Below are 22,061 nucleotides of genomic sequence, written 5' to 3' on the forward strand. Positions count from 1 at the left end.
GCACTACTTCAGCCCGGCTCCCGGCAGCAGTTCGTTAGGCGCCATCGCCGCAGCCCTTCGCTTCGGGATCACCGTATGCCAGGGCCAGGCTTCTCCCGGGACAACCCGATCCCTATGACGATGATGACCGTCGCCGCAAGCAAGGGCGCTATGAATGTGGCGCTGTGGACCCCAAAGCCAAAGGCCACGATGAAAGACATCATGAGTGCGCATGAGCTCCAGCCCAGCAGCAAGACGGGCGCCGCGCGGAGCCGTTCGCGCCGCTTGACCAGGAGCAAGATAGCGGAGGCGAGCGTGCCGATCGCGGCCATCAGGAATAGGAAGGGAGCGAAGCCGGCCCCAACTGAGATGCCGGTGAGGAACAGCATGAAGAGCCAGACTCCCAACACGATCGCCACAATGCTCGAGGCGACCCGGTAGTCGGAGGCCCTGGGCTCCGTGGGGCCGGCAGGAACCCATTGGCCTGGGGGCGTGAACGGCTGCGCGGACGGGTAGGGAACGTAATGCATCTGCTGGTGGTTCGGTTGCTGTACGTACCCTGGCGGAGCATAAGGCGGTGAATAAGGCTGCGGCGCCGGCTGCTGTACGTACCCTGGCGGTGCATAAGGCGGTGCATAAGGCTGCGGCGCCGGGTGCTGTACGTACCCTGGCGCCGCATAAGGCGGCGCCGGCTGCTGTACGTACCCTGGCGCCGCATAAGGCGGCGCCGGCTGCTGTACGTACCCTGGCGGAACATAAGGCGGAGCATAAGGCGGGGCATAAGGCTGCGGCGCCGGCTGCCCATACCCCGCCGATGGCTGGTCCGGGACCGGCTGCTGGTCCGGGTTCTGCGGTGCCGGCGGGACCGGCGGTATGTTCTCACTCAATGGTGCCCCCCATGGTCATCGTTCAGGTCGCCACAGGCTACACCAGGCCCGCGTCGGGAAACAGGCCACCCTCGTGCGCCGTGAGGAGCCCACGAGGGCAGGGAACCCGCTTTACTTCAGCCCGGCTCCGGGCAGCAGCTCGGTGGCGCCCACGGAATCGGCGACGAACGCGTAGTCCCAGGCCCGTTCGCGCCACTGCACGTAACGGCCCGAGGCGCCACCGTGGCCGCCCTCCATCTCGATCTTCAGGACAACGGGCTCGCTTCCGGTGTTCACCTCGCGCAGCCGCTGCACCCATTTGGCCGGCTCCACGTAGAGCACCCGGGTGTCGTTGAAGCTGGTGACCGCGGCGATCTTCGGATAGGCCACGGCGCGGACGTTTTCATACGGCGTGTAGGACTTCATGTACGCATAGACCTCAGGGTCCGTGATCGGGTTGCCCCACTCTTCCCACTCCAGTGCTGAGAGCGGCAGTTCGGGGTCCAGGATGGTAGTCAGCGCGTCCACGAACGGTACGGCCGCAACAATTGCCGCGTACTTTTCCGGTGCCAGGTTGGCGACCGCGCCCATCAGCAGGCCGCCGGCGGAGCCGCCCATGGCCGCGATCCGGTCCGGGTCCACCCAGCCGGATCCGGCGAGCCAGTCCGTGGCCGCGATGAAGTCGGTGAAGGTGTTCTTCTTGCGCAGTTTCTTGCCGTCGTCGTACCAGTGCCGGCCCAGCTCGCCGCCGCCGCGGATGTGGGCGATCACGAACACGATGCCGCGGTCCAGCAGGGACAGCCGGGGGATCCCGAAGCCCGGATCCATGCTCATCTCGTAGGAGCCGTACCCGTACACCAGGCCGGCCGCCGTCGAATCCTGCCGGACGGAGGCGTGCCGCAGCACCGAGAGCGGAACCTTCGTGCCGTCCGCGGCGGTGGCCCACTCCCGAGTGGCGACGTAGTCCGACGGCGAGTAGCCGCCCAGCACCGGGCTCTCCTTGCGCAGCAGGAGTTCACCGGCCGGACGTTCCGGGGTGGGCAGTACGAAGTCGTAGACCCGGGACGGGGTGAAGTAGGAGGTGTAGCCCATCCGGATCGCCGGGGCCTCGTAGTCGGAGCCCGCGACGCCGGCCGTGTAGAGCTCCTCGTCGAACGCGGGTTCCACCGCGGCGCCCTGCTCCGGAGTGCCGAGGCCGGCCAGGGGCAGGACCTGGACGCGCTCGATGGTGTCCTTGCGGATGGAGACCACGGCATGGGTGGAGGTGACCCCGGCGCCGTTGACCCGGACCTGGTCGGAATGGGCGATGACAGTGTCCCAGTGCTGCTCGGCGATCGGCTTGTCGAGTTCGGCCGGGTCCACGAGCGAGACCATGGAATTGATGGCGTCCTTGTTGTGGGTCAGCAGGATCCGCTCCCGGCCAGAGCCAGAGCCAGAGCCAGCGCCGGCGCCAGCGCCAGAGCCAGCGCCCGCGGCGTCCGCCAGCAGGAACGGTTCGGCCTCGTACAGGATGCGCTCGTCGCGGGAGATTACGGTGCGCAGGCCGGCGTCGGGGTCATCGAAGCGCAGCAGGCGGGTTTCGCTGAACTCGGAGCAGCCGATGCTGAGCACCAGGTGCCGCCGGTCGGCCGAGAGCTCGAAGCCGAGCCACATGGCGACGTCGTCCTCCTGGTAGATGACGGTGTCCTCGCCGACCGGTGTGCCCAGCACATGGGACTTCACCTGGTACGGGCGCCAGGAGTCGTCCACCACGGTGTAGAAGATCCGGCTGCCGTCGGGGGAGAAGGAGATGCCGTAGAAAACGTTCTCGATCACGTCCGGGAGCAGCTCGCCGGTGCGCAGGTCTTTGATGCGGAGCGTGAAGCGCTCGTCGCCGGCGTTGTCCACGGCGTAGGAGTAGAGCGTGCCGTCGATGGTCGTGGCGGCCCCGCCCACGGCGAAGAACGGCTTGCCCTCGGCCTCGAGGTTGCCATCGAGCAGGACCTCCTCGCCGGGGATGGCGACGCCGGCCTCGACGGCCGGGGGAGTCCAGTCCGCGACGCGGTCCGCGGTTTCCTGGCCGCGGACGCGGCAGTGGATGCCGTACTCCTTGCCCTCGACCGAGCGGGTGTAGTACCACCAGCCGTCCTTGCGGTTCGGGACGGAGAGGTCTGTTTCCTGGGTGCGGCCCTTGATTTCCTGGAAGATGGACTCGCGCAGCGTTTCCTGGTGCGCGGTCACGGCCTCCTGGTAGGTGTTCTCTGCCTTGAGCAGGTCCACGACCTCCGCGGATTCCTTGTCCCGCAGCCATTCGTAGTTGTCCTCGAACGCGTCGCCGTGGTGGGTGCGCACCGAGGGAACTTTCCGGGCGACGGGAGGCTGCGGGGAGGGCTGCGCGGGAGTCTGGGTCATGGACCCAATCTACCCAAAAGCTGCGCCTCAATTGCCGTTCTGCAGATTGTTGGCCGCCACGTACCCGGCGAGCGTTCCCGAGCCGAGCGCGGCGGAGACCGCGGCGGTTGCGGCCGGGGCCTGCAGGACAATCGACTGGCCGTCCCGGCTGAACCCGGTGCCGGCGGTCGGCAGTGTGAAGAAGGCGCCGCGGCCGGGGGCTGTGCTGCGGAGGCTGAGGGCGAGGTTTTCCAGCGAGGCCAGGGTGAAGCTCGCGTCCAGGGTCACGTGCGGCAGCACCGTGGTGACGAGTTTCCGGACGGTTGTGCGGTCCGCCAGCGCGCCGTCGGAGGACAGTTTGGCGATGACGGCTTTCAGGAAGGTCTGCTGGTTCCGGACCCGCTGGTAGTCGCCGTCGGCGAAGGCGTGGCGCTCGCGGACGAAGGCCAGGGCCTGCACCCCGTTGAGCCGGTGCACGCCCGCCGGAAAATGCACCCTGTCATCCACCGTGCCGGTGAACGGCTGCTTGATGTCGACGTCGACTCCGCCCAGCGCGTCGGTCAGGGCCGCGAACCCCTGAAAGTCGAGCATCACCGTGTGGTCGATGCGCTGGCCCAGCAGCGCGCCCACCGTCTGCGCCATCAGCGGCAGGCCGCCGAGGGACAGGGCCGAGTTGATCTTCGCCTGGCCGTGGCCGGGGATGTCCACCCACAGGTCCCGCATGATCGAGATGCCATAGACGCTTTGCCGGTCCGCGGGGAGGTGGATCAGCACCAGGGCGTCCGCACGCTGGTCGGAGACGCTCCCGGCGGCCGCCGCCGCGCGCTGGTTGTCCCGGCTGTCGCTGCCCACGAGCAGGATGTTAAGCGCGACGGCGGGTGGTTCCGGCGTGGGAGTGGGTCTGGGCGGCGTCGAGGGCGTGGGTGCGGTCGACGGCGCGTGGCTGGCTGCCGGCGCGGGCGCGGCAGCCGGGGCGGCGGTTCCCGCCGGTACTGGGTCCGCGGGCCGCGGCCGGGAGAGGACATAGGCCGAGGCCCCGACGGCGAGTGCGACGGCAAGCAGCGCCGCCAGGAGCAGGATTATCCGACGCCGGCGGCCGTGCGCAGGAGCCGGGGGAGGGGGCGGGGACGCCGCGGAAGCCGCGGCTGCTGGCTCCGGAGCGTTCCCCATGAACGGACGCTACCACCACTGCCCGCCCCGGAGGATGGGTCCAAGGGCCCGCTCCGGGGCGTACACGTGGCGGGAGTCAGATGGCGGGAATCAGTTCCCGTTCTCGAGTTTGTTGGCCGCGACGTAGTCGCCCATGGTGCCCGCGGCCATGGACCCGGAGATGTCACTGATGGCGGTCGGGTCGGTCAGCACGATCGACTGGCCGTCCGTGGACGTTCCGATCCCGCCGGTCGGCAGAGTGAACGTGACCATGTTCTGCGGCCTGATGTCCTTGAGCTCGAGTGCCAGCCCTGCTACCGCTCCAGAATCCAGGGACTTGTCCACACTGACGAATGGCGAGACGGCGCCCACCATGTTGTTGATTGTGAAGGGGTTACTCAGCGTCTGCCCGGCGAGCGACTTCTTGATGATGGCCCGCAGGAACTCCTGCTGGTTGCGCACCCTCTGGTAGTCACCGTCCGCGTAGGAGTGGCGTTCCCGCACGAAGGCCAGGGCCTCGGTTCCGTTGAACGTGTGCTGGCCCGGGGCGAAGGACTGGCCCTTCAAATCGTTCGACGTGAACGGCAGCTTGGTGGTTACGGTCACGCCGCCCAGGGCGTCTGTGAGGCCCTTGAAGCCCTCGAAGTCGATCATCGCCACGTGGTCGATGCGCTGCTGGAAGATTGATTCGACGGTTTGCACCATCAGGGGCGTGCCGCCCAGGGCCAGCGCCGAGTTGATCTTCGCCTCGCCGTGCCCGGGGATGTCCACCCAGAGGTCCCGCATGATGGACATGGTGTAGATGTTCTTACGGTCCGCAGGGATGTGGACGAGCATCAGCGTGTCCGCGCGCTGATCCGTGGGCGTGCCGCCCGCGGCGGCTGACTCGGTGGAACCGCGGCTGTCGCTGCCCATCACCAGGATGTTCCTTGACCCGTCGGTCTTCTTCGGGCGCGTGGACTCGTCCGGGAACGCCTGGTCAATCTTGCTGCTGCCGGAGTCGAACGTGTGCGCGAGGTTGAAGAGGTAGCCTCCAGCCACGACCGCAACAAGAGCGACCACGACGGCGACGGCGATCAGCACCGTGCGGCCTCGGCGTTTCTTCACGGGCCGCCGGCGCTCGCGGAATTCCGTCCCGCGGACGTCGTCTGGGCTTTCGAAGGGGTGTGTCATGAGTTCCTCAAAGTCGGCCGGGGCGCGTGCCCGGCATATATCTGGAGCAGCGCCAGGTGCCGTACGGGAGCTGTGGCGGCCCCCAATACAGTACACCGGGCGCGGCGATCAACACTTTTCGGCGAACGTACCGGCAGATAACGCAGGTTTCCCGGATATGAAGCTAACTGTTGCCTACGTCACAGTCTCTGCCTAGGCTGGGTTGCGGTCGCAGCGTAGCGGCCAAAACGGTCGCAGCGTCGCGGCCAAGCGGTACATGCACGAACAGGGGAATCGTTTTGAACCACAAACTCCGGGTTCTTGTCAGGCTTGACCTCGATTGCGGTCAGGCGGAAGTAGCGGCTCAGGGACACGTGACGGCCCAGAGCCTTCAGGCCCTTTATGTGGTGGTCAAGCGGGCAAACCACCTGAAAGAAGGACTCCACCTCGTGCTGGATGTCAGCCATGCTGTGGTGGAGCCGGCGGCCATGGAGCAGCTGCGGGAGTGCTCTGCCTCCCACCACCTGCCGGCCGCCATTGACCCGCTCCAGTCAGAATGCCAGCTCAGCATCGTGGCGCCGCTGGAAGCGGCCGCGGTTCCCCGGGTCAGGCGGCTGGCCGCGGCCGCTTAGGGTTTAGCCCCTGTGGGCCGCCGGATCTTCGCGCCGTTCGTGTGTCTGCCCGTAGGGGACATCGCGGCTTACGGCGACGGTGTAGGTGGTGTATCCGTGCTGGGTAACCAGGATGCCGTGGCGGCATTCCTTCATGGCGTGTTCACGGGCTATCTCGACGGCGGCGTTCAGGTCGTTCTCGACGGTGTCCGGGTCGTGGGCGGTGACTTCCAGGACGACGTCCGAGTGGCGCTTGATCATCGTGGTCTCTTTCTCGGCGGGATGTACCGGGACTCTCAGTGGGACGGGCTTTCGGGGCCGGCGCAGCCGGCGAGGCGAAAGCGGTGGTTCCTGAGGGGGTGCCCGGCATTCTCTGATGGGGCGGGGCCGGCCATTGAAATCGGCGGGCTGGATCGGCGGAAGCGATATCCTGCGGATCTGTAGTCAGTCTGGATGATCGGTGGACCAGACGCAACACATTGGCGGAAAAAATTTGCCGGCCTCGACGGCGCCGTGGAGGGCTGAGTTGTCCTGTTGTTGAACTGCGGTGGGCTGCAACACCCGCTGCGGCCGCTTTAGCTGTTGTGCCGGGCGAAACGCAGGACAGTGAGGAGGGCGGGCGCGAGCTCGTCCTCCATCTGCCGGTACATGTCCTCGCCGCGGCGGTATGGGTCCACGACGTCGTTCTCTGACGCGTCCTCCGCGAGGGCGAGATGCCGTACCGCGGCGGCCCGGACCGGCAACCCACGCCAGAAGGCCGCGAGGTCCTCCGCCGCCGGAGCCTGTGCACCGCCGCCCTGTTCCCTGTCTCTGTGTTCAAGGACCTTTAGCATGCGGGCGAACTCGCGGATGGTGAAAGTGCGTCGGAGCAGGGAAGCATCCATCTGCAGCACTTCGCCTCTATGCCGTGCGGCCATGGTCAACACCAGGTCCGTGTCGCGCAGGATTTTCGGAGTCAGCTGGCGGGCAGCAAAGCCGTCGGGTGTTCCGCCGTAGTTCCGGATGATGTCTGCTGAGCTGGGCTGGACAGCCTCGCCCACCATGGCCCGTGTGCCAGCGCTCTCCACGCGGAAGGCGCCGGGCCTCACCTGGTCGAGCCCGGCCCGGAGCAGGCGCTCTGCTACGGGGGAGCGGCAGATATTGCCGGTGCAGACGGTGAGGATCCGGATGGGTGGGGACGTTTCCAAGGTTTCCAGTTTCCGTTGACGAGATTCATGGTTTCGGACGTACGGATGCGACGTAGTGTCCGAGCTTATCGTCCCTGCGCGCCGTCGCGGGTTTCTCTCCGCTGCCACGCCGGTGGACACTGTGCGGCCGCAGAATATTTCCAAGTCCGGATGCGTTCCACGGGGTTACCGACCGGAAGACGGACGTTTATGTCTAGGATCCGGGCCGGCCTCGACGGCACCGCGAAGGACTAAACTTTCTCCATGAACGCGTCCGGCCGGCGCCCAATCATCGCCTTCGTGGCGGCGATCGGCGTCGCGCTGGCGGTTGTTCTCCTTCTGGTCTCCTCTGGATCCGACCGGCCAGCCAGTCCAGGAGCCCAACAGAGTCCGGACTCGAAGCCGCTCGAGGTCCCGTCCGCCGCTGCCGACGAATTCTCACCGATTACGGCCACCACCCTGGGGTCCTCGAGCACGGCGGTGCTTGGGACGGACGAGCGGTGGCACGTGGTCTACGAGCTTCAACTGACGAACGTCCGGCCGCAGCCAGCCACCCTGGAGGGCATCGACGTCGTGGACGCCGCTGGCGGGAGCCGGGTTGTCGAGGCATTTTCGGGAGCTGACCTCCAGCACCGGTTGCGGACGCTGGGCTCGAGGCCCACCACGAGCCCGGCGCTCGAGCCGAACGGAGCGTGCCTGGTGCTCATTGAACTCGACTTCGACCGGCGCGCGGACGTTCCGGGCGCGCTGGTGCACCGCCTCCACGTCCTCACGGCACCGGTCGGTGGCGGCAGCGCTTCTGCTCCAACTGCCTACACTGCCGCGCCCGTCCCGCTCGACGGCGCCGCCACCGAGGTCGGGCCTCCACTGCTTGGCGGGGGCTGGGTGGCCGGGAACGGCTGCTGCTCCACCGACGGCGTGCACCGGGCCACGGTGCTGCCGATCAACGGAGCCCTGCACGCCGCGCAGCGCTTTGCCATCGACTGGATCCGCCTCGACAGCCAAGGCCGGCTGGTCAACGGCGACACGGCCGATGTGCGCAGCTACACCGCATATGGTGCGGACATTGTGGCTGTTGCGGCCGGCACCGTGGTGGACGCACTGAATACCCTCGACGACCAGATCCCCGGTCGGCTGCCCGATCCCGCCACGATCACACTCGGGAACGTCCTCGGAAACCACGTCACGGTACGCCACAGCGATGGCCGGTACGCCACGTACGCCCACATGCAGAAGGGCTCGGTGGCCGTTGGGGTGGGCGAGAATGTCCTGCCCGGCCAGACGCTCGGCAGGGTTGGCAACACCGGTAACACCTCGGCGCCGCACCTGCACTTCCAGATCACGGAAGGCAGGTCGGTGCTCGGCTCGGACGGACTGCCGTTCGTCGTCGACCACTTCAGGCTCCAAGGCCGCATGGACGCGCAGCGGTGGGCGGCTGCCACGACGCTGGAGGGCACGTGGAACGAGGGACTGCTCCCGACCCCTAGCCCGCGCAGCGCCGAGATTCCGCTCGACGTCGACATTGTGGACTTCGGGGACCGCCGCTGACAGCAACGATCGACTAGACGAAGCCGAAAAGGGGCGGGAAGACCACCACCACAACTGTTGCCCAGGCGCCGTAGACCGGCAGGTAGCGTGTTTGCCAGCGCTCGACCGCGGCGAAGGGACGGCGCCCGCGCAGGAATCCGACGGCGAGCCAGGCCGCACGCAACAAGTGCACCAGCAACAGCAGGTTCAGCCCGAGCGCGGCGATTTTGTTGGGGCTGAAGCCGAACTCGGCGATGCGGGTCAGCATGGCGGTCAGCATCACGGCATCGACCGCAAGGGCCGCGATGACCAGGGCCAACTGCACAGCATCGAACAGTCCGGGCGGGGCGAGCGGGTCGCGGGCGGAAATCGAGTAGAGCAGCAGGCAGAGGACCAGTACCAGGATCGCGTCCATGAGGATCAGCAGGTTGCGGTCGATCCCGGCGAATCCGCCCGCGGTGGCAAGCACGGCCAGAAGGACCAGCAGCATGGCAACGGTCAGCGGCGTGAACACGCGGGTGAGGACGGGCGCAATATTTTCCACCACCTGCTGCTTGGCTTCGACCAGCCAGGTGGCGACCACGAGGGCGCCGGGCACGGCGAACGGCAGGACCCAGCCGTCCAGGACCGGCTGGAAGTCGGTGCCAACAACCCGGAGCGTCGCGAGGGTGAGCGCGATCAGGACTGCGCCGCCGAGCGCCAGCAGCGTGTAGTAGATCGCGAGCTCGCCGGTAAAACGGACAAAATCCATGCGCCGCTTGTCGGACCGCCATCTCCCCCCGACGTAGGCCATACCGGTCAGTACCCACAGGATGACCGGGGCGTGCAGGGCGGCGAGCATCCCGGTGGCGCCGTCCGGGGCGAACGGGTAGAGGTTGAGGACCAGCGCAAGGGCGGCAAACGGGATGATCAGGGCCGCCGCAACCGCGCCGGTGAAGCGCCGCTTCCACGCGAAGTACGCCGCTACGAAGGGGAAGACGAGCAGGCCCAGATTGCGCATCAGGGCCGCGCTGTCTTCGATCCAGGCAGTTCCGGCCTTGACCGCCACTCCGGCCCCGACGGCGAGCGCGAGGACGACGGCCAGCTCGCGCCATCGGGAGGTGTTGGCGTCCTCGGAACCCTCGGGCACCAGGACGAGCTGCTTCCACAGCCGCTCGGAGTGCTCGCGGGCAAACTCGCGTGAGACGGCGTCCAGGTTGCCCAGTCGCTTGATGGCCACTAGGAAGGCCTCCTCGTCATCGAGGCCGGTCGCCTGCCGGTCGGCGATCTGCCCGCGCAGGTGGTCCTCCAGCTCGTCGACGTCGGCGGGGGAGATCGCCTGGTTGCGCTGGACGTAACCGCGCCACCGGTCGATCTGGGCCTCCAGCTCAGCGTGCGGCGCCATCACGCCCATCCCTCAGTCGCGGCCGCGGGTCCCTGAGTGGTCTGCCACACCTGGCGCAGCGCGTCCGCGACGACGGTCCACTGCTCCTGGCGGTCGGCGAGGGCGTCCCGGCCCGCCGGCGTGATGGTGTAGTGCTTGCGCCGGCGCCCGGCCTCGGAAGTACCCCACAGCGAGGATACGTAACCGAGCCGCTCGAGCCGGTGCAGAAGCGGGTAGAGCATCCCGTCGGTCCACTGCATGCCGCCGCCCGAGAGCTCAGCGACCCGCTTGAGGATTGCGTAGCCGTACAGGTCGCCTTCGGCCAAAATGCCCAGCACCAGAGGTGTGGCCGAAGCGGCGACCAGGTCCTTGTCAATGCGCACCGCGCCTCCTATACCTAGAGCTGAAGGGTATCAGGCTTAGCACTTCTAGGTATAGGAGGTACGGCAATGGTCGGGACGCCAAGTCGGCATGCTAGGAATTTCCCTGCGGTGGTCTTGGAACCGTCCTTGACGCATCTCGGACCTTCCGCATATCCTGAACGAACGGTCGGTAATTATTTATCGGAAATTCACTAGGAGCAACCATGGCATCGCAGACCCTGCAGTCAGTGCCCGCCGAGCCATCGCCGGAACGGCATGAACCGAGCCCCGAGGACGCGGCCCGGCGCGACGCCGAGGGGCAGGCCTACTTCGACAAGGTCATGGCCGAAGATTCCCGGATCGAGCCGCGGGACTGGATGCCCCCGGCCTACCGCAAAACGCTCCTGCGCCAGATCTCCCAGCACGCCCACTCGGAGATCATCGGCATGCAGCCCGAGGCCAACTGGATCTCCCGCGCCCCGAGCCTGAAGCGCAAGGCCATCCTCATGGCCAAGGTCCAGGACGAGGCCGGCCACGGCCTCTATCTCTACTCCGCCGCCGAGACCCTCGGCCAGCCGCGTGATCAGATGATGCAGGACCTGATGGACGGCAAGGCCAAGTACTCCTCCATCTTCAACTACCCCGCCCGCACCTGGGCGGACATGGGTGCCATCGGCTGGATGGTCGACGGCGCCGCGATCGCCAACCAGGTGCCGCTCTGCCGCGCGTCCTTTGGCCCCTACGGCCGGGCTATGGTGCGGGTCTGCAAGGAAGAGTCCTTCCACCAGCGCCAGGGCTTCGAGATCCTGCTGGAACTCTCCCACGGCACCCCCGAACAGAAGCAGATGGCGCAGGACGCGGTGAACCGCTGGTACGCCCCGGCCCTGATGATGTTTGGCCCGCCGGATGACGACTCTCCCAACTCCAAGCAGTCCATGGCCTGGAACATCAAGCGGTTCAGCAATGACGAGCTGCGCAACCGGTTTGTCGGCATGATGATGGAGCAGGTCAAGGTCCTCGGCCTGACGCTGCCGGACAAGGACATCCGGTTCAACGAGGAAACCAAGAAGTGGGAGCACGGGCCGCTGGACTGGGCTGAATTCCACGAAGTCCTGGCCGGCCGTGGCCCCTGCAACGCCCAGCGCCTGGAACGGCGCCGCGAGGCACACCAGAACGGCGCCTGGGTGCGCGAAGCCGCAGCGGCTTATGCCGAAAAACAGAGCCGCAAGCAAGCAGAAAAGGTATCCGCAGCATGACCTCCTCATCTCCCGAGACCCACGCAGGCAACGTCTGGCCCATCTGGGAAGTATTCGTCCGCTCCAGCCGCGGCCTGTCCCACGTCCACGCAGGATCCCTGCACGCACCGGACGCGGCCATGGCCCTGCGCAACGCCCGCGATCTGTACACCCGCCGCAACGAAGGCGTGTCCATCTGGGTGGTCCCGGCCGACGCCATCGCCTCCAGCGACCCCGATTCCAAGGGCTCCTTCTTTGAATCCCCGCAGGGCAAGGACTACCGCCACGCCACGTATTACACCAAGAGCGAGGGCGTGAAGCACCTGTGAGCACACCTGAAACTGCAGAAGAAACGGGCGGCCACGGCGAGATCTCCGTCGGCGTAGCCGGCGCCAGCGGCGACGGCACGGCCAGCGCCACCCGCATCACCCCCGGCAACGCCCTCCGCCCCGAGGACATCGCGCTGTCCGTCAGCCGCGGCACCGCAAAGCCGAGTGAGGACGCCGCCGAGTTCGCCCTGCGCCTGGGCGACGACGCCCTGGTCCTGGCCCAGCGCCTGGGCCACTGGATCTCCCGCGCGCCCGAACTCGAAGAGGACGTCGCCCTGGGCAACATCGCCCTGGACGAGCTCGGCCACGCCCGGTCCTTCCTCAGCTACGCCGGCGGACTGGACGGGCGCAGCGAAGACGACCTCGCCTACTTCCGCCGCGATCACGAGTTCCGCTCGGCGGCCCTCTTCGAACAGCCCAACGGGGACTTCGCCGTCACCATCGCCCGGCAGTTCGTGGTCAGCTACTACCAGTTCGAGCTCTACCGCCGGCTGGCGTCCTCCACTGACTCCACCCTGGCCGGCATCGCCGCCAAGGCGGTCAAGGAAGTGGACTACCACCGGGACCACAGCGCCCAGTGGGTCCTGCGGCTGGCCCTCGGCACGGACGAGTCCCGCGCAAAAATGATCCACGCGTTCAAAGTCATCTGGCCCTACGTGGACGAACTGTTCCGCGACGACGAGCTCACCGGACGCCTCAGCGAGGCCGGCGCCGCGCCGCAGCCGTCCAGCCTGCGCGAGGACTTCGACAGGCTCACCGGCGAGGTCCTGGCCGAAGCGGAGCTCGAGGTCCCCAACGTGCAGCCCTCACCGGGCGGGGGCCGCCGCGGCCTGCACTCCGAGCACCTCGGCTACCTCCTCGCCGAGATGCAGGTGCTCGCCCGCGAGTACCCCGGAGCCAGCTGGTAGGCATCATGGAAATGTTTGTCTCGGACCCGGAAACCGCGGAGCGCCGCAACGCCGCCCAGGGCAACACCGCCCAACAGAAGGCCTGGGCGGTGGCTGCCACAGTCTGCGACCCCGAAATCCCGGTCCTCACCATTGCGGATCTCGGCATCCTGCGCGACGTCCAGGTTTCGAAGGAACCGAGCACCGACGACGACGGCATGGTCCCCGCGGTCCAGGTCACCATCACCCCGACCTACTCCGGCTGCCCCGCCATGGACGCCATCCGGGATGACCTCACCACGGCTTTCCACGGTGCGGGGTATCCCAGCGTCCGGGTCGACCTTGTCCTCTCCCCGGCCTGGACCACGGACTGGATGAGTGAGGCCGGCAAGGCCAAGCTGGAACAGTACGGGATCGCCCCGCCGTCGGGCCATTCGGCGGCCACCAGGCACGCCGGGCCCGTCCGGCTCTCACTCGCCGTCAAATGCCCCCAGTGCTCATCGCTGAACACCAAAGAACTCACCCGCTTCGGTTCCACCTCCTGCAAGGCCCTCTATGTGTGCCAGGACTGCAAGGAACCGTTCGACTACTTCAAAGTTTTGTAAGGAACAGGTGCCTCCATGAAGGTTGTCCGCCAGACCGCCGCGGAGTCGGCCGCAGCCACCGGCCGCCGTCGTGCGTCCTTCCACACCCTGACGGTGGACGAAGTCCGCCGGCTCACCGACGACGCCATCGAAGTGACGTTCGGGGTCCCGGCCGGGCTCGCCGGCCAGTTCGACTACCTGCCGGGCCAGTACGTCGCGCTGCGCACCACGCTGCCCGACGCCGAGGGCCAGCCGCACGAGATCCGCCGGAGCTACTCGATCTGCGCCGAGCCGCGCAACTTCGCGGACGGCTCCAGCGAAATCCGCGTGGCCATCAAGAAGGACCTCGGGGGACTGTTCTCCACGTGGGCCAACGCCGAACTGACGGCCGGCGACGCCCTGGACGTCATGAGCCCCATGGGCGCCTTTGTCTCCAAGCACGGCCGCGACGGCAAGCCCGTTGAACAGAACGTCATGAACTCCATGAACCACCCGGAAGAGCTGGCAGGGGAGCCCGGCTCGTTCGTGGCGATCGCCGCCGGCTCCGGCATCACCCCCGTGATCGCCATCGCCCGCACTTTGCTGGCGGCCCACCCGGAAACCCGCTTCGACCTCATCTACGCCAACAAGGCCGCCATGGACGTGATGTTCCTCGAGGAGCTCGCGGACCTGAAGGACAAGTACCCGGCCCGGCTGGCGCTGCACCACGTACTCTCCCGCGAACAGCGGATCGCGCCGCTGCTCAGCGGCAGGATCGACGCCGAGAAGCTGCAGGCGCTGCTGGGCACCGCCATCCACGCGGACGACGTCGACGAATGGTTCCTCTGCGGCCCGTTCGAGCTCGTCCAGCTGTGCCGGGACACGCTCGCCGCCCGCGGCGTCGCCCCCGAGCATGTGCGCTTCGAGCTGTTCACCTCCGGCAAGCCGGACCGCCCCGAGGGCAACATCGGCCGGCCCGTGATCGAGGACGAGTCCAAGGAGACCTACAAGATCACGTTCAAGCTGGACGGCCTGCAGGGCGACGTGACCAGCCCCACCCACGCCCGGGAATCCATCCTCAACGCAGCCCTCCGGGTCCGGCCGGATGTGCCGTTCGCCTGCGCCGGCGGTGTCTGCGGCACGTGCCGCGCCAAGGTGGTCAGCGGCAAGGTCACCATGGATGAGAACTACGCCCTGGAGCAGGACGAGCTGGACAAGGGCTACGTCCTGACCTGCCAGTCCCACCCCACCACCCCGGAAGTCACTGTCGACTTCGACGTCTAGGTTTTTCGACGCCCGCCTTTCGAATCCAAGGAGTCCCATGATTTCTCTGTCCATCGCCGACGGCGTCGCCGAGGTAGTGCTCGACGCCCCGCACAAGCTGAACTCCCTCGACGAGCAGGCGCTGGCGGATTTGTCCCGGGCGTACGACGACGCCGCTGACGCCGCCGCCCGCGGCGAGGTCCGGGCACTGCTGCTCCGCGGCGAGGGACGCGCCTTCTGCGCCGGCCGCGACATTGCCGGCGTGACCCCGGAGAGCGACGACGCGCAGGCATACCTGGGCGGCCTCGTCCAGCCGCTGCTCAAGAAGATGAGCGCCTTCCCGGCGCCCACGTTCGCCGCGGCCCAGGGCGCCTGCCTGGGCGTGGGGCTGGGCCTGCTGCTGGCCACGGACGTGGTCTACGTGGCGGAGAATGCCAAGTTCGGCTCACCGTTCGCCAAGCTCGGCGCCACCCTCGATTCCGGCGGCCACTGGTACTTCACCGAGCGCCTCGGCATGCACCGGACCCTGGACCTGATCTACACGGCCGAGCTCATGAGCGGCGCCGACGCCGTCGCGCAGGGCCTGTTCAGCCGGGCCATGCCTGCGGGAGAACTGCTCGAGGCCACCCGGTCCATCGTCGCCAACGTCGCCACCGGCGCCACGGGAGCGTTCCGGGCCAGCAAGGAGCTCGTTGCGCACATCCGGGACCAGCGGCTGGGGCTGTGGGAGGCGATGGCCGAGGAGAACGCAGAGCAGGCACGGCTGTGCAAAAGCGATGACTACGCCGAAGGATTCCGCGCCTTCCAGGAGAAGCGCACTCCGGTTTTCAAGGGCTGACGGGCGGCCACCCAGGGCCCACAGCAGATATTCCCGGGTACTCGTCTTTGTCTCGAAGCATTCTCATTTCCGGAACCCGCTTGTAAAGTTCGGTTATGAGTCTGGGGAGATCTGTAACTAAAGCTGTCATACCCGCTGCGGGACTGGGAACGCGCTTCCTGCCAGCCACAAAGGCGATGCCCAAGGAAATGCTGCCGGTGGTGGATCAGCCCGCCATCCAATACGTTGTGGAAGAAGCCGTCCGGGCCGGGCTGACCGATCTGCTGATGATTACCGGGCGCCAAAAGCGGGCGCTGGAGGACCACTTCGACCGCGAGCCCGCGCTGGAAAGCGCCCTCGAACGCAAGGGCGATATTGACCGGCTGGAAGCAGTCCGGCACGCCTCCAGCCTGGGCCCGCTGCACTATGTGCGCCAGGGCGACCCCAAAGGTCTGGGCCATGCAGTGCTGTGCGCCCGTCAGCACGTGGGCTACGAACCCTTCGCCGTCCTGCTGGGCGATGACCTGATTGACGAACGCGACGAATTGCTGACCGCCATGATGGACGTCCAGGAACGGACCGGCGGCTCGGTCGTGGCCCTGATAGAGGTGGATCCGGGGGAGATCAGTGCCTACGGCTGCGCCGACATTTCGGCGGTGCCGGGCCAGGACCATGTGCGGGTCAACCGGCTCGTGGAGAAACCCGACGTCGCCGATGCCCCGTCCAACCTGGCCGTGATCGGCCGGTACGTCCTGCACCCGGAGATTTTCGACGTCCTGGAGAACACCCCGCCAGGCCGCGGCGGGGAGATCCAGCTCACCGACGCTTTGCAGACCCTCGCCGTGTCCGACTGCGAGGGCGGAGGCGTCTACGGCGTGGTCTTCCGGGGCCGCCGGTACGACACCGGAGACAAACTGAGCTACCTCAAGGCGGTCATCTCGATCGCCGCCGACCGGGTGGAATTCGGCGAAGAGCTTCGGGCCTGGATGAAGGAGTTCGTTAGCTAGGCCGGCCTGGCTAGACGGAAGTCTTCGACGGGCCCGGCGCTGGGATGCGTCGGGCCTGCTGTAGTTTTATGGCCCTGAGCGCGGCGGCGGCAAGCAGGGCGCCGGCCACCGACCCTGCAGTGTTGGTCATAACGTCCAGCATGCTTGCGAAGCGGCTGCTGAGGAACAGCAACTGGCCCAGTTCCATGCACGCGGAGGCCAGTAGCCCCAGGGCTGCGTTCTGCCACCATTTCCTGCCGGGAAAGGCCAAGGTGGCCGCCATTCCCACTGGGATAAAGAGCACCACGTTGGCGGAGGCCTCCACGAACGCGTAGTTGAACCATCCAGGAAACCCGTATGCGTGGAGTAGTAGCAGTACTCCGGCAAGTTCGCCTTGGACTGGCCGGTCCACCGGGCTGGGCCAAAACCCGATAATCGCCAACAGGATAAAGGCTCCGCCCAGAACCCCTTGCCACAGCCGGGGCCGTCCCAGCGCCCTCACAGTGGACCTAGGAGGTCTGCAGGACGGCCAAAGCCGCAGTGCCCAGGGCGGCGGCGGCCAGTAGCGACAAGAGGATGTAGGGGAGTGACTGTTGGGTGGGCAGCGGTATGGAAAAGTCCGGCTGCCATTTTCTTTTCGTGCGCCAATGTCTCCCCGTAAATTCAGGTCTCCCCATAGCCCTAGTAAATACCACAACGGGACCATGACAGGCCCTGTGACGTGGTTAACACAAAAATGGTGGTGTGGTTCACCGGTTTCCCGATCAACCACACCACCATCTTTAGTGCGTGTTGTCCTAAAGCCTAGGCTGCGACCTCTGCTTTGGCGCGGCGGCGAACCACAACCACTGAGGTAGCGCCGGCGGCCAGTGCGCCTGCGCCCACCAGGGACCACAGAATCAGGTTGGAGCTGGCGCCCGTGTTGGCCAGTTCTGAAGAGCTGCTGGTGGTGCCATTACCGGTGCCGTTGGTGGTGCCGTTTCCGGCGACAGTTCCGGTGCCGGTACCCGTGGCTGAGCCGGCAACGGTCACGCTGGAGGTCACCGTCTTGCCGGAAGTAACACCGGTCGCGGTGAGGGTGTAGGTGCCAGCTTCGGACAGGCTGATGGGGAAGGCAAACTTGCCGTTGGCGTCAGCGGTGGTGGAGAAGGTCTGCGTGCCCATGGGCAGGTTGATCTTCGCCGGAACAGCCATGCTGGCTGCACCTGCGGAGCCGCCGCCCATAGCCTGCGGTGCGCGGGTAAGGGTAACGGTGATATTGATCTGTTCGCCGGCAAGGAAACCGGTTCCGGAGAAGGTGAAGGTTTGTCCGGGCGTCACGGTGCCGTCAGAAACGGTCCCCTGGACGGTGGGCGCCGGGTAGTCTTCCGCCACTGCCGGAAGGGCGCCCATGAGCGCGATGGAACCGGCAAGCGCGATTGCTGCGAGTGATTTATTCAATGTGTCCCCCTGAGACCGTAAGTTCTAGTGTCACGCTAAGTGGAGATTCCCGGTCCCTTGGATAACCGCAGGTTGAAATCTCAATCGATGAGCCCAAAGCAGACAGTAGCACCCAAAACGCTTGTTACCAAAGTGAATCAAGTCGAGTTACATACTGTTTACCCGGTGTCTACTTGGCCGGAACGCAATCGGCCGGTTTTGCCGCCAGCACCACGTCTTTGACAGCCTGAACGGTTGGCGTGACCACCACTGTGGGTTCGGTGTGCTGGATAATCTTGTCGAAGGTGAATTCGACCGTGTTGCTCTGTCCCGGAGCCAACGTGACGGTGACCGTTCCCACCGGCCTGTTGGCATGCTGATGGGCCGCGAAACCGACCTTCTGGCCGTCCACGCTGGCTGTTTCGATTTGTGCCTGGACGGGGCCGTAGGCGATCACGTTTGTCTGGACCGTGCCGGGTGCTATGCCGAATATGCCGTCGCCTGTCACGTACGCCGGCAGGGACGTTGCCGCGTCTGCCGGGGCGGTATTGGTACTCGTAACACGGACTTTGGTCTGGCCATAGTCGTCGCCGCTGCATTCCTGCACCAACTGCACGGTCCGTTTCACGTAATAGTCCATTTTCGCGCCGGTGCCGTCGTTCAAGTAGACACCGAATTGTGCGGGCGAGATGCTGGGGCCGCTGATGGCGCCGCTAAGCGGATAGTTGGCAATGACATCTTGCTCGGAGGTCGTGGCGGACCACAGCAGGACGCGTCCCTCTTCAGCGCCACGGCCGATGCCCTTGAGCAAGCCCTTAGCCTCACCGTTTCCAGCGGATAGGGCGCCGAAGACTTCCTTGGCAACATCTGCAAAATAGACGTCCTGCAGTTCGGGGCTCGCGATTTTTGCATAGACGTCTGAGACCAACGTCTTCACCACATTCTTGGCATTTAGCTCGGCGGGGAGTCCGCCGCGGGCAGCGGCGATCAGCTCAGGGTTAGTGATCCGCACTGGACCCGTTGCCGCCAAGATATAACTCAGCGCCACGGGGTCCAGGGAAATAACGCCGTCCACAGGCTGTCCGGTTTTCTTCTCCCATATGGCCTGCGCCGTGGTGGCAGCGGTGGGGAAATCGGGTGTGAGGTTGACGTCCTGCATGTATTCGCCCAGACGTGCTGAATAGATCTGCTGCTGCTCGGCATCTACGGACACTACGGGGGACATGGCGCCGAGGCCCGCCGCGCTGCCTTGGGCGCCTAGGGTCATTTTGCCGTTTTCGAGCCTCAGTACAGCGAGCGCTCCGGGTATGCCACCAGAGGCTCGGGCTTCGGCGTTGTTCTGGATCATGAGCAGATAGCTGCGATGGCCTCCAGCCCCCAACATCCCCGGGGCAGTCCGGGCAGCATCGGCCGCCGCATCCAGCGCTCCGGTTACAGCTTCCAGCTGTTCGCGGGCACGCGCCAAGGGTTCCGCGACTTGAGGAATCAAGCCGCTGGCATCGATGGCATTGAGTCGTTCGGATGACGCCCGCACCGCGTGGGCTGCAGAGGAAACGCTCGGGGCGGCCTGTTGTAGCGGTCCCAAGTTTGTCCCGCCACTGCTCGGCAGCAGGCTTTCCCAATTGAGGGATTCGAAAACATTCACCAGCGGGTCCACGCCCAGTGTGGCCACATCGTCAGCTGAACGCGCGACTTCTGTAATGGCGCTGAAATTTGCCCCGAACCACGGAACAGCAGCGGCCAGGGACCACAGCGCATCGCCGGCCGTGTCGCGTGCCGCCGCGGTGTGTGCGCGAAGCTGAGTGGCCGTCGCACGGGCCTCTTGCGGCTTGCCGGCGGCGATATTGCCCTTGAGCTCAGGGAGGAGTTGCGATGTGGCTTCAAGTTCAGTCTTGATGATGGTGGCTCTTGATCCGAGCCACACAACTGCCGCAATGGACAATATCGCTGCGACGACTAGACACAGAGCCGCCGTAGCCCACGGACGGCGGCGGCTCATCAGCGGCCTCTGGGACGGGTCGGCCTTCCCTACGTGAGGGCCATCAACCGGGGTTTCCTGGTCGTCACTCATCTGCGATTATTTCCCTGCCTTGCCGAGGTTCGGCAGATCCATGCATCGATCGGCTCTGCCGAGGATCGAACGCCATAGCAAAACCGACAAAGGACACTCCATTTGATTTTTTGCCCCCAATTGCGAGAGCTGTGGCTCTAAGCCTCATCTATCGGTATGACATCAGAGTTAGACTGCGCCTGTGCTTGCGAAGACTACCTTGAAAGTCTTGAAAAGTATTACTACGTCTCCCATGAGCGACCAGTTTTCAACGTAATAGAGGTCCAGCCTGATGCTTTCTTCCCAACTCAGGTTGGAACGGCCACTGACTTGCCATAGGCCACTCATCCCAGGACTGACGTAGAGCCGGCGGTGTGCAGCATCGTCGTATAGCGCAACCTCGCCTTCTCGCTGGGGTCGCGGACCAACCAGACTCATGCTTCCGCCCAGTACGTTGAGGAGTTGAGGAAGTTCGTCTAAAGAGTATTTGCGGAGAGCACGACCCAGCGGAGTTATTCGCGGGTCATTTTCCACTTTGAACAAGGGCGTATCGCCAGATCCTTGTGCCGCGAGGAGTCTCGCGAGTTCCGTGTCTGCATCAACCTTCATGGATCGGAATTTCAACATGTTGAAGGTCGTGCCCCGCAGGCCAACTCTCTCCTGGCGGTAGAAAACCGGTCCATAATCAGTCAACTTAATCAAGAGGGCGAGCACTAGGAAGACTGGAGAGAGAAGCACGACCAGAATGCCAGCGATGGCGATGTCGAAGGCTCGTTTTGCAACCTTCTTGCCCCCGGTCAACTTAGGCGTGGAAACATGAATCAATGGCAATCCGGCGACTGGCTGCGTGTGGATTCGAGGGCCCGCCACATCTGTGAGTGCCGGCGCCAGAATCATACCTATGTCGCGGGCGGCCAGTTCCCAGCCCAACTGGCGCAGGTCCTTCGGGCGAATATTTACACCGGCCGAGACCGCAACGGCATCGACATTTGTTGACAGTATGGAAGCCAGAATGGATTCAAAATCCGGCTGAGTGCCTGTTACGGGAACTATGAAGTCTCGGTGACCATCAGTGCTTAGCAGCGCACCTGGCAGATGAGCCGCGACGGGGAGATATCCTGCGGCAGGCGTGCTGGCAAGTGATTGTACGAGGTGGGCCGCGGACAACGGGCCGCCTATGATCAGGACCCGTGCGCTGCTCTTACCTACGCGTCTTTCGAGACTCAGGTGTTGGCGAACGAGCCATCGTCCGGCAACCAAGCCGAGAGCACCTGCTGGAAAAGCCAGCCCCACAAACCCTCGGGCGGTGTCGATTCTCAAAGCGTATGACACTACTGCAACAAAACCGAACAGCCAAGCCGAGCTCGAAATGACCCGTTTATATTCTTCCGCTCCCCAACCAAGGACTCGTGCATCCCTGGACCCCCAGAACTCCAGCATGAGCCACCAGGCAAGCACGAGCCCTAGCGACAACAACAGGTAGTCAACCCCGGCGTCCCTAGCTCCCTGGATCTCAGGCAACCCGAAGCGCACAGCGAACGCCCCGGCTACTGCCCACACCACGACGAAAGCATCGACCAGTCTGAGGCGACGCGCATACTTCGGTCTCCAAGGGATCGGCACTGGCTTCTTTTCCACATCTACCCCCATGTACTGAACCACTCAGCAAATGCACTGTATATTACTGTGTCCCTGGGCCCTCGATATCCGAACTAGGTGGTAAGCATTCCGTTAGCTGCCTAATCGTTGCGTTCAACCTAGGATTCCGGGATCCACAAGTGATGCCGCTGTTCGTCACATGACGCAGCTGGCGTGGGCGCACACGAAGAAGGGCCTGATGTGGCCTAGGTGTACTCAGCCAGGACGTTGGTTACGCGGTGAAAGGGTGAAGACCTCTTAGGTTGGTGGTTACCACACACACCTAACGACTAAGAGGTCTTCATGGTGCACCGTAATGCCCGGCTGGC

The 22,061-nt window shown here is 65.4% G+C and carries 21 protein-coding genes; 9 read left to right on the plus strand and 12 right to left on the minus strand.

The window, feature by feature from the left end:
* Nucleotides 1–68: 68 nt before the first annotated feature.
* From AB4089_RS13280 to AB4089_RS13295, 4 genes are all read right to left on the minus strand, one after another.
* The gene (locus AB4089_RS13280; protein ID WP_441409754.1) at nucleotides 69–509 is read right to left on the minus strand and encodes a hypothetical protein; all 441 of its coding nucleotides are present in this window, start codon (nucleotides 507–509) and stop codon (nucleotides 69–71) included.
* A gap of 468 nt (nucleotides 510–977) precedes the next feature.
* Nucleotides 978–3,236, minus strand: coding sequence for a S9 family peptidase (locus AB4089_RS13285; RefSeq protein WP_441409755.1), 2,259 nt, complete (start codon nucleotides 3,234–3,236; stop codon nucleotides 978–980).
* A 27-nt stretch (nucleotides 3,237–3,263) separates the two neighbouring features.
* Nucleotides 3,264–4,385: an LCP family protein gene (locus AB4089_RS13290; protein WP_441409756.1), complete on the minus strand. Its 1,122-nt coding sequence runs from the start codon at nucleotides 4,383–4,385 to the stop codon at nucleotides 3,264–3,266.
* 90 nt (nucleotides 4,386–4,475) lie between these two features.
* On the minus strand, nucleotides 4,476–5,537 hold the full coding sequence (locus tag AB4089_RS13295; protein WP_441409757.1) for an LCP family protein: 1,062 nt from the start codon (nucleotides 5,535–5,537) through the stop codon (nucleotides 4,476–4,478).
* A 353-nt stretch (nucleotides 5,538–5,890) separates the two neighbouring features.
* Between AB4089_RS13295 and AB4089_RS13300 the strand changes: the two genes are divergently transcribed.
* A complete protein-coding gene (locus AB4089_RS13300) occupies nucleotides 5,891–6,148 on the plus strand; it encodes a hypothetical protein (protein ID WP_441409758.1) in 258 nt (85 codons plus the stop codon).
* Nucleotides 6,149–6,151: 3 nt separating this feature from the next.
* On the opposite strand, the gene AB4089_RS13305 is transcribed toward AB4089_RS13300, so the two are convergent.
* Nucleotides 6,152–6,388 carry a hypothetical protein gene (locus AB4089_RS13305; RefSeq protein WP_441409759.1) on the minus strand — a complete coding sequence of 79 codons (237 nt, stop codon included), beginning with the start codon at nucleotides 6,386–6,388 and terminating at the stop codon, nucleotides 6,152–6,154.
* 314 nt (nucleotides 6,389–6,702) lie between these two features.
* Nucleotides 6,703–7,314 carry an arsenate reductase/protein-tyrosine-phosphatase family protein gene (locus AB4089_RS13310; protein WP_441409760.1) on the minus strand — a complete coding sequence of 204 codons (612 nt, stop codon included), beginning with the start codon at nucleotides 7,312–7,314 and terminating at the stop codon, nucleotides 6,703–6,705.
* A gap of 243 nt (nucleotides 7,315–7,557) precedes the next feature.
* Between AB4089_RS13310 and AB4089_RS13315 the strand changes: the two genes are divergently transcribed.
* Nucleotides 7,558–8,841, plus strand: a complete 1,284-nt coding sequence (locus AB4089_RS13315; RefSeq protein WP_441409761.1) for a M23 family metallopeptidase — start codon at nucleotides 7,558–7,560, stop codon at nucleotides 8,839–8,841.
* A 13-nt stretch (nucleotides 8,842–8,854) separates the two neighbouring features.
* Here AB4089_RS13315 and AB4089_RS13320 read toward each other — a convergent pair whose 3' ends face one another.
* Together AB4089_RS13320 and AB4089_RS13325 are read right to left on the minus strand one after the other, a co-directional pair.
* Complete coding sequence (locus AB4089_RS13320) at nucleotides 8,855–10,204, minus strand: permease prefix domain 1-containing protein (protein WP_441409762.1); 1,350 nt, start codon at nucleotides 10,202–10,204, stop codon at nucleotides 8,855–8,857.
* Entirely contained in the window at nucleotides 10,204–10,566 is a 363-nt protein-coding gene (locus tag AB4089_RS13325) for a PadR family transcriptional regulator (protein WP_441409763.1), read from the minus strand. The genes AB4089_RS13320 and AB4089_RS13325 overlap by 1 nt, the downstream gene beginning before the upstream one ends.
* Nucleotides 10,567–10,769: 203 nt before the next feature.
* Between AB4089_RS13325 and paaA the strand changes: the two genes are divergently transcribed.
* From paaA to galU, 7 genes are all read left to right on the plus strand, one after another.
* The gene (paaA, locus tag AB4089_RS13330) at nucleotides 10,770–11,801 is read left to right on the plus strand and encodes a 1,2-phenylacetyl-CoA epoxidase subunit PaaA (protein ID WP_441409764.1); all 1,032 of its coding nucleotides are present in this window, start codon (nucleotides 10,770–10,772) and stop codon (nucleotides 11,799–11,801) included.
* On the plus strand, nucleotides 11,798–12,109 hold the full coding sequence (gene paaB, locus AB4089_RS13335; protein WP_390204165.1) for a 1,2-phenylacetyl-CoA epoxidase subunit PaaB: 312 nt from the start codon (nucleotides 11,798–11,800) through the stop codon (nucleotides 12,107–12,109). Before paaA ends, paaB begins: the two co-directional genes overlap by 4 nt.
* Nucleotides 12,106–13,017 carry a 1,2-phenylacetyl-CoA epoxidase subunit PaaC gene (gene paaC / locus AB4089_RS13340; protein ID WP_441409765.1) on the plus strand — a complete coding sequence of 304 codons (912 nt, stop codon included), beginning with the start codon at nucleotides 12,106–12,108 and terminating at the stop codon, nucleotides 13,015–13,017. Before paaB ends, paaC begins: the two co-directional genes overlap by 4 nt.
* 11 nt (nucleotides 13,018–13,028) lie before the next feature.
* A complete protein-coding gene (gene paaD, locus AB4089_RS13345) occupies nucleotides 13,029–13,601 on the plus strand; it encodes a 1,2-phenylacetyl-CoA epoxidase subunit PaaD (protein WP_441409784.1) in 573 nt (190 codons plus the stop codon).
* A 15-nt stretch (nucleotides 13,602–13,616) separates the two neighbouring features.
* Nucleotides 13,617–14,843, plus strand: a complete 1,227-nt coding sequence (paaE, locus tag AB4089_RS13350) for a 1,2-phenylacetyl-CoA epoxidase subunit PaaE (RefSeq protein WP_441409766.1) — start codon at nucleotides 13,617–13,619, stop codon at nucleotides 14,841–14,843.
* A 37-nt stretch (nucleotides 14,844–14,880) separates the two neighbouring features.
* The gene (locus AB4089_RS13355) at nucleotides 14,881–15,660 is read left to right on the plus strand and encodes an enoyl-CoA hydratase/isomerase family protein (RefSeq protein ID WP_441409767.1); all 780 of its coding nucleotides are present in this window, start codon (nucleotides 14,881–14,883) and stop codon (nucleotides 15,658–15,660) included.
* A gap of 95 nt (nucleotides 15,661–15,755) precedes the next feature.
* Complete coding sequence (gene galU / locus AB4089_RS13360; RefSeq protein ID WP_441409768.1) at nucleotides 15,756–16,646, plus strand: UTP--glucose-1-phosphate uridylyltransferase GalU; 891 nt, start codon at nucleotides 15,756–15,758, stop codon at nucleotides 16,644–16,646.
* Between the two features lie 10 nt (nucleotides 16,647–16,656).
* Here the strand turns inward: galU and AB4089_RS13365 are convergent, their stop codons facing one another.
* The 4 genes from AB4089_RS13365 to AB4089_RS13380 form a co-directional block, all read right to left on the minus strand.
* Nucleotides 16,657–17,127, minus strand: coding sequence for a VanZ family protein (locus AB4089_RS13365; RefSeq protein ID WP_441409769.1), 471 nt, complete (start codon nucleotides 17,125–17,127; stop codon nucleotides 16,657–16,659).
* A 302-nt stretch (nucleotides 17,128–17,429) separates the two neighbouring features.
* Nucleotides 17,430–18,065, minus strand: a complete 636-nt coding sequence (locus tag AB4089_RS13370) for an LPXTG cell wall anchor domain-containing protein (protein WP_441409770.1) — start codon at nucleotides 18,063–18,065, stop codon at nucleotides 17,430–17,432.
* A 169-nt stretch (nucleotides 18,066–18,234) separates the two neighbouring features.
* Entirely contained in the window at nucleotides 18,235–20,115 is a 1,881-nt protein-coding gene (locus AB4089_RS13375) for a DUF4012 domain-containing protein (RefSeq protein WP_441409771.1), read from the minus strand.
* A gap of 168 nt (nucleotides 20,116–20,283) precedes the next feature.
* Nucleotides 20,284–21,756 carry a sugar transferase gene (locus AB4089_RS13380; protein ID WP_441409772.1) on the minus strand — a complete coding sequence of 491 codons (1,473 nt, stop codon included), beginning with the start codon at nucleotides 21,754–21,756 and terminating at the stop codon, nucleotides 20,284–20,286.
* Nucleotides 21,757–22,061 lie beyond the last annotated feature (305 nt).

Source organism: Arthrobacter sp. 2MCAF15, assembly GCF_052115605.1.
Classification (GTDB): domain Bacteria; phylum Actinomycetota; class Actinomycetes; order Actinomycetales; family Micrococcaceae; genus Arthrobacter.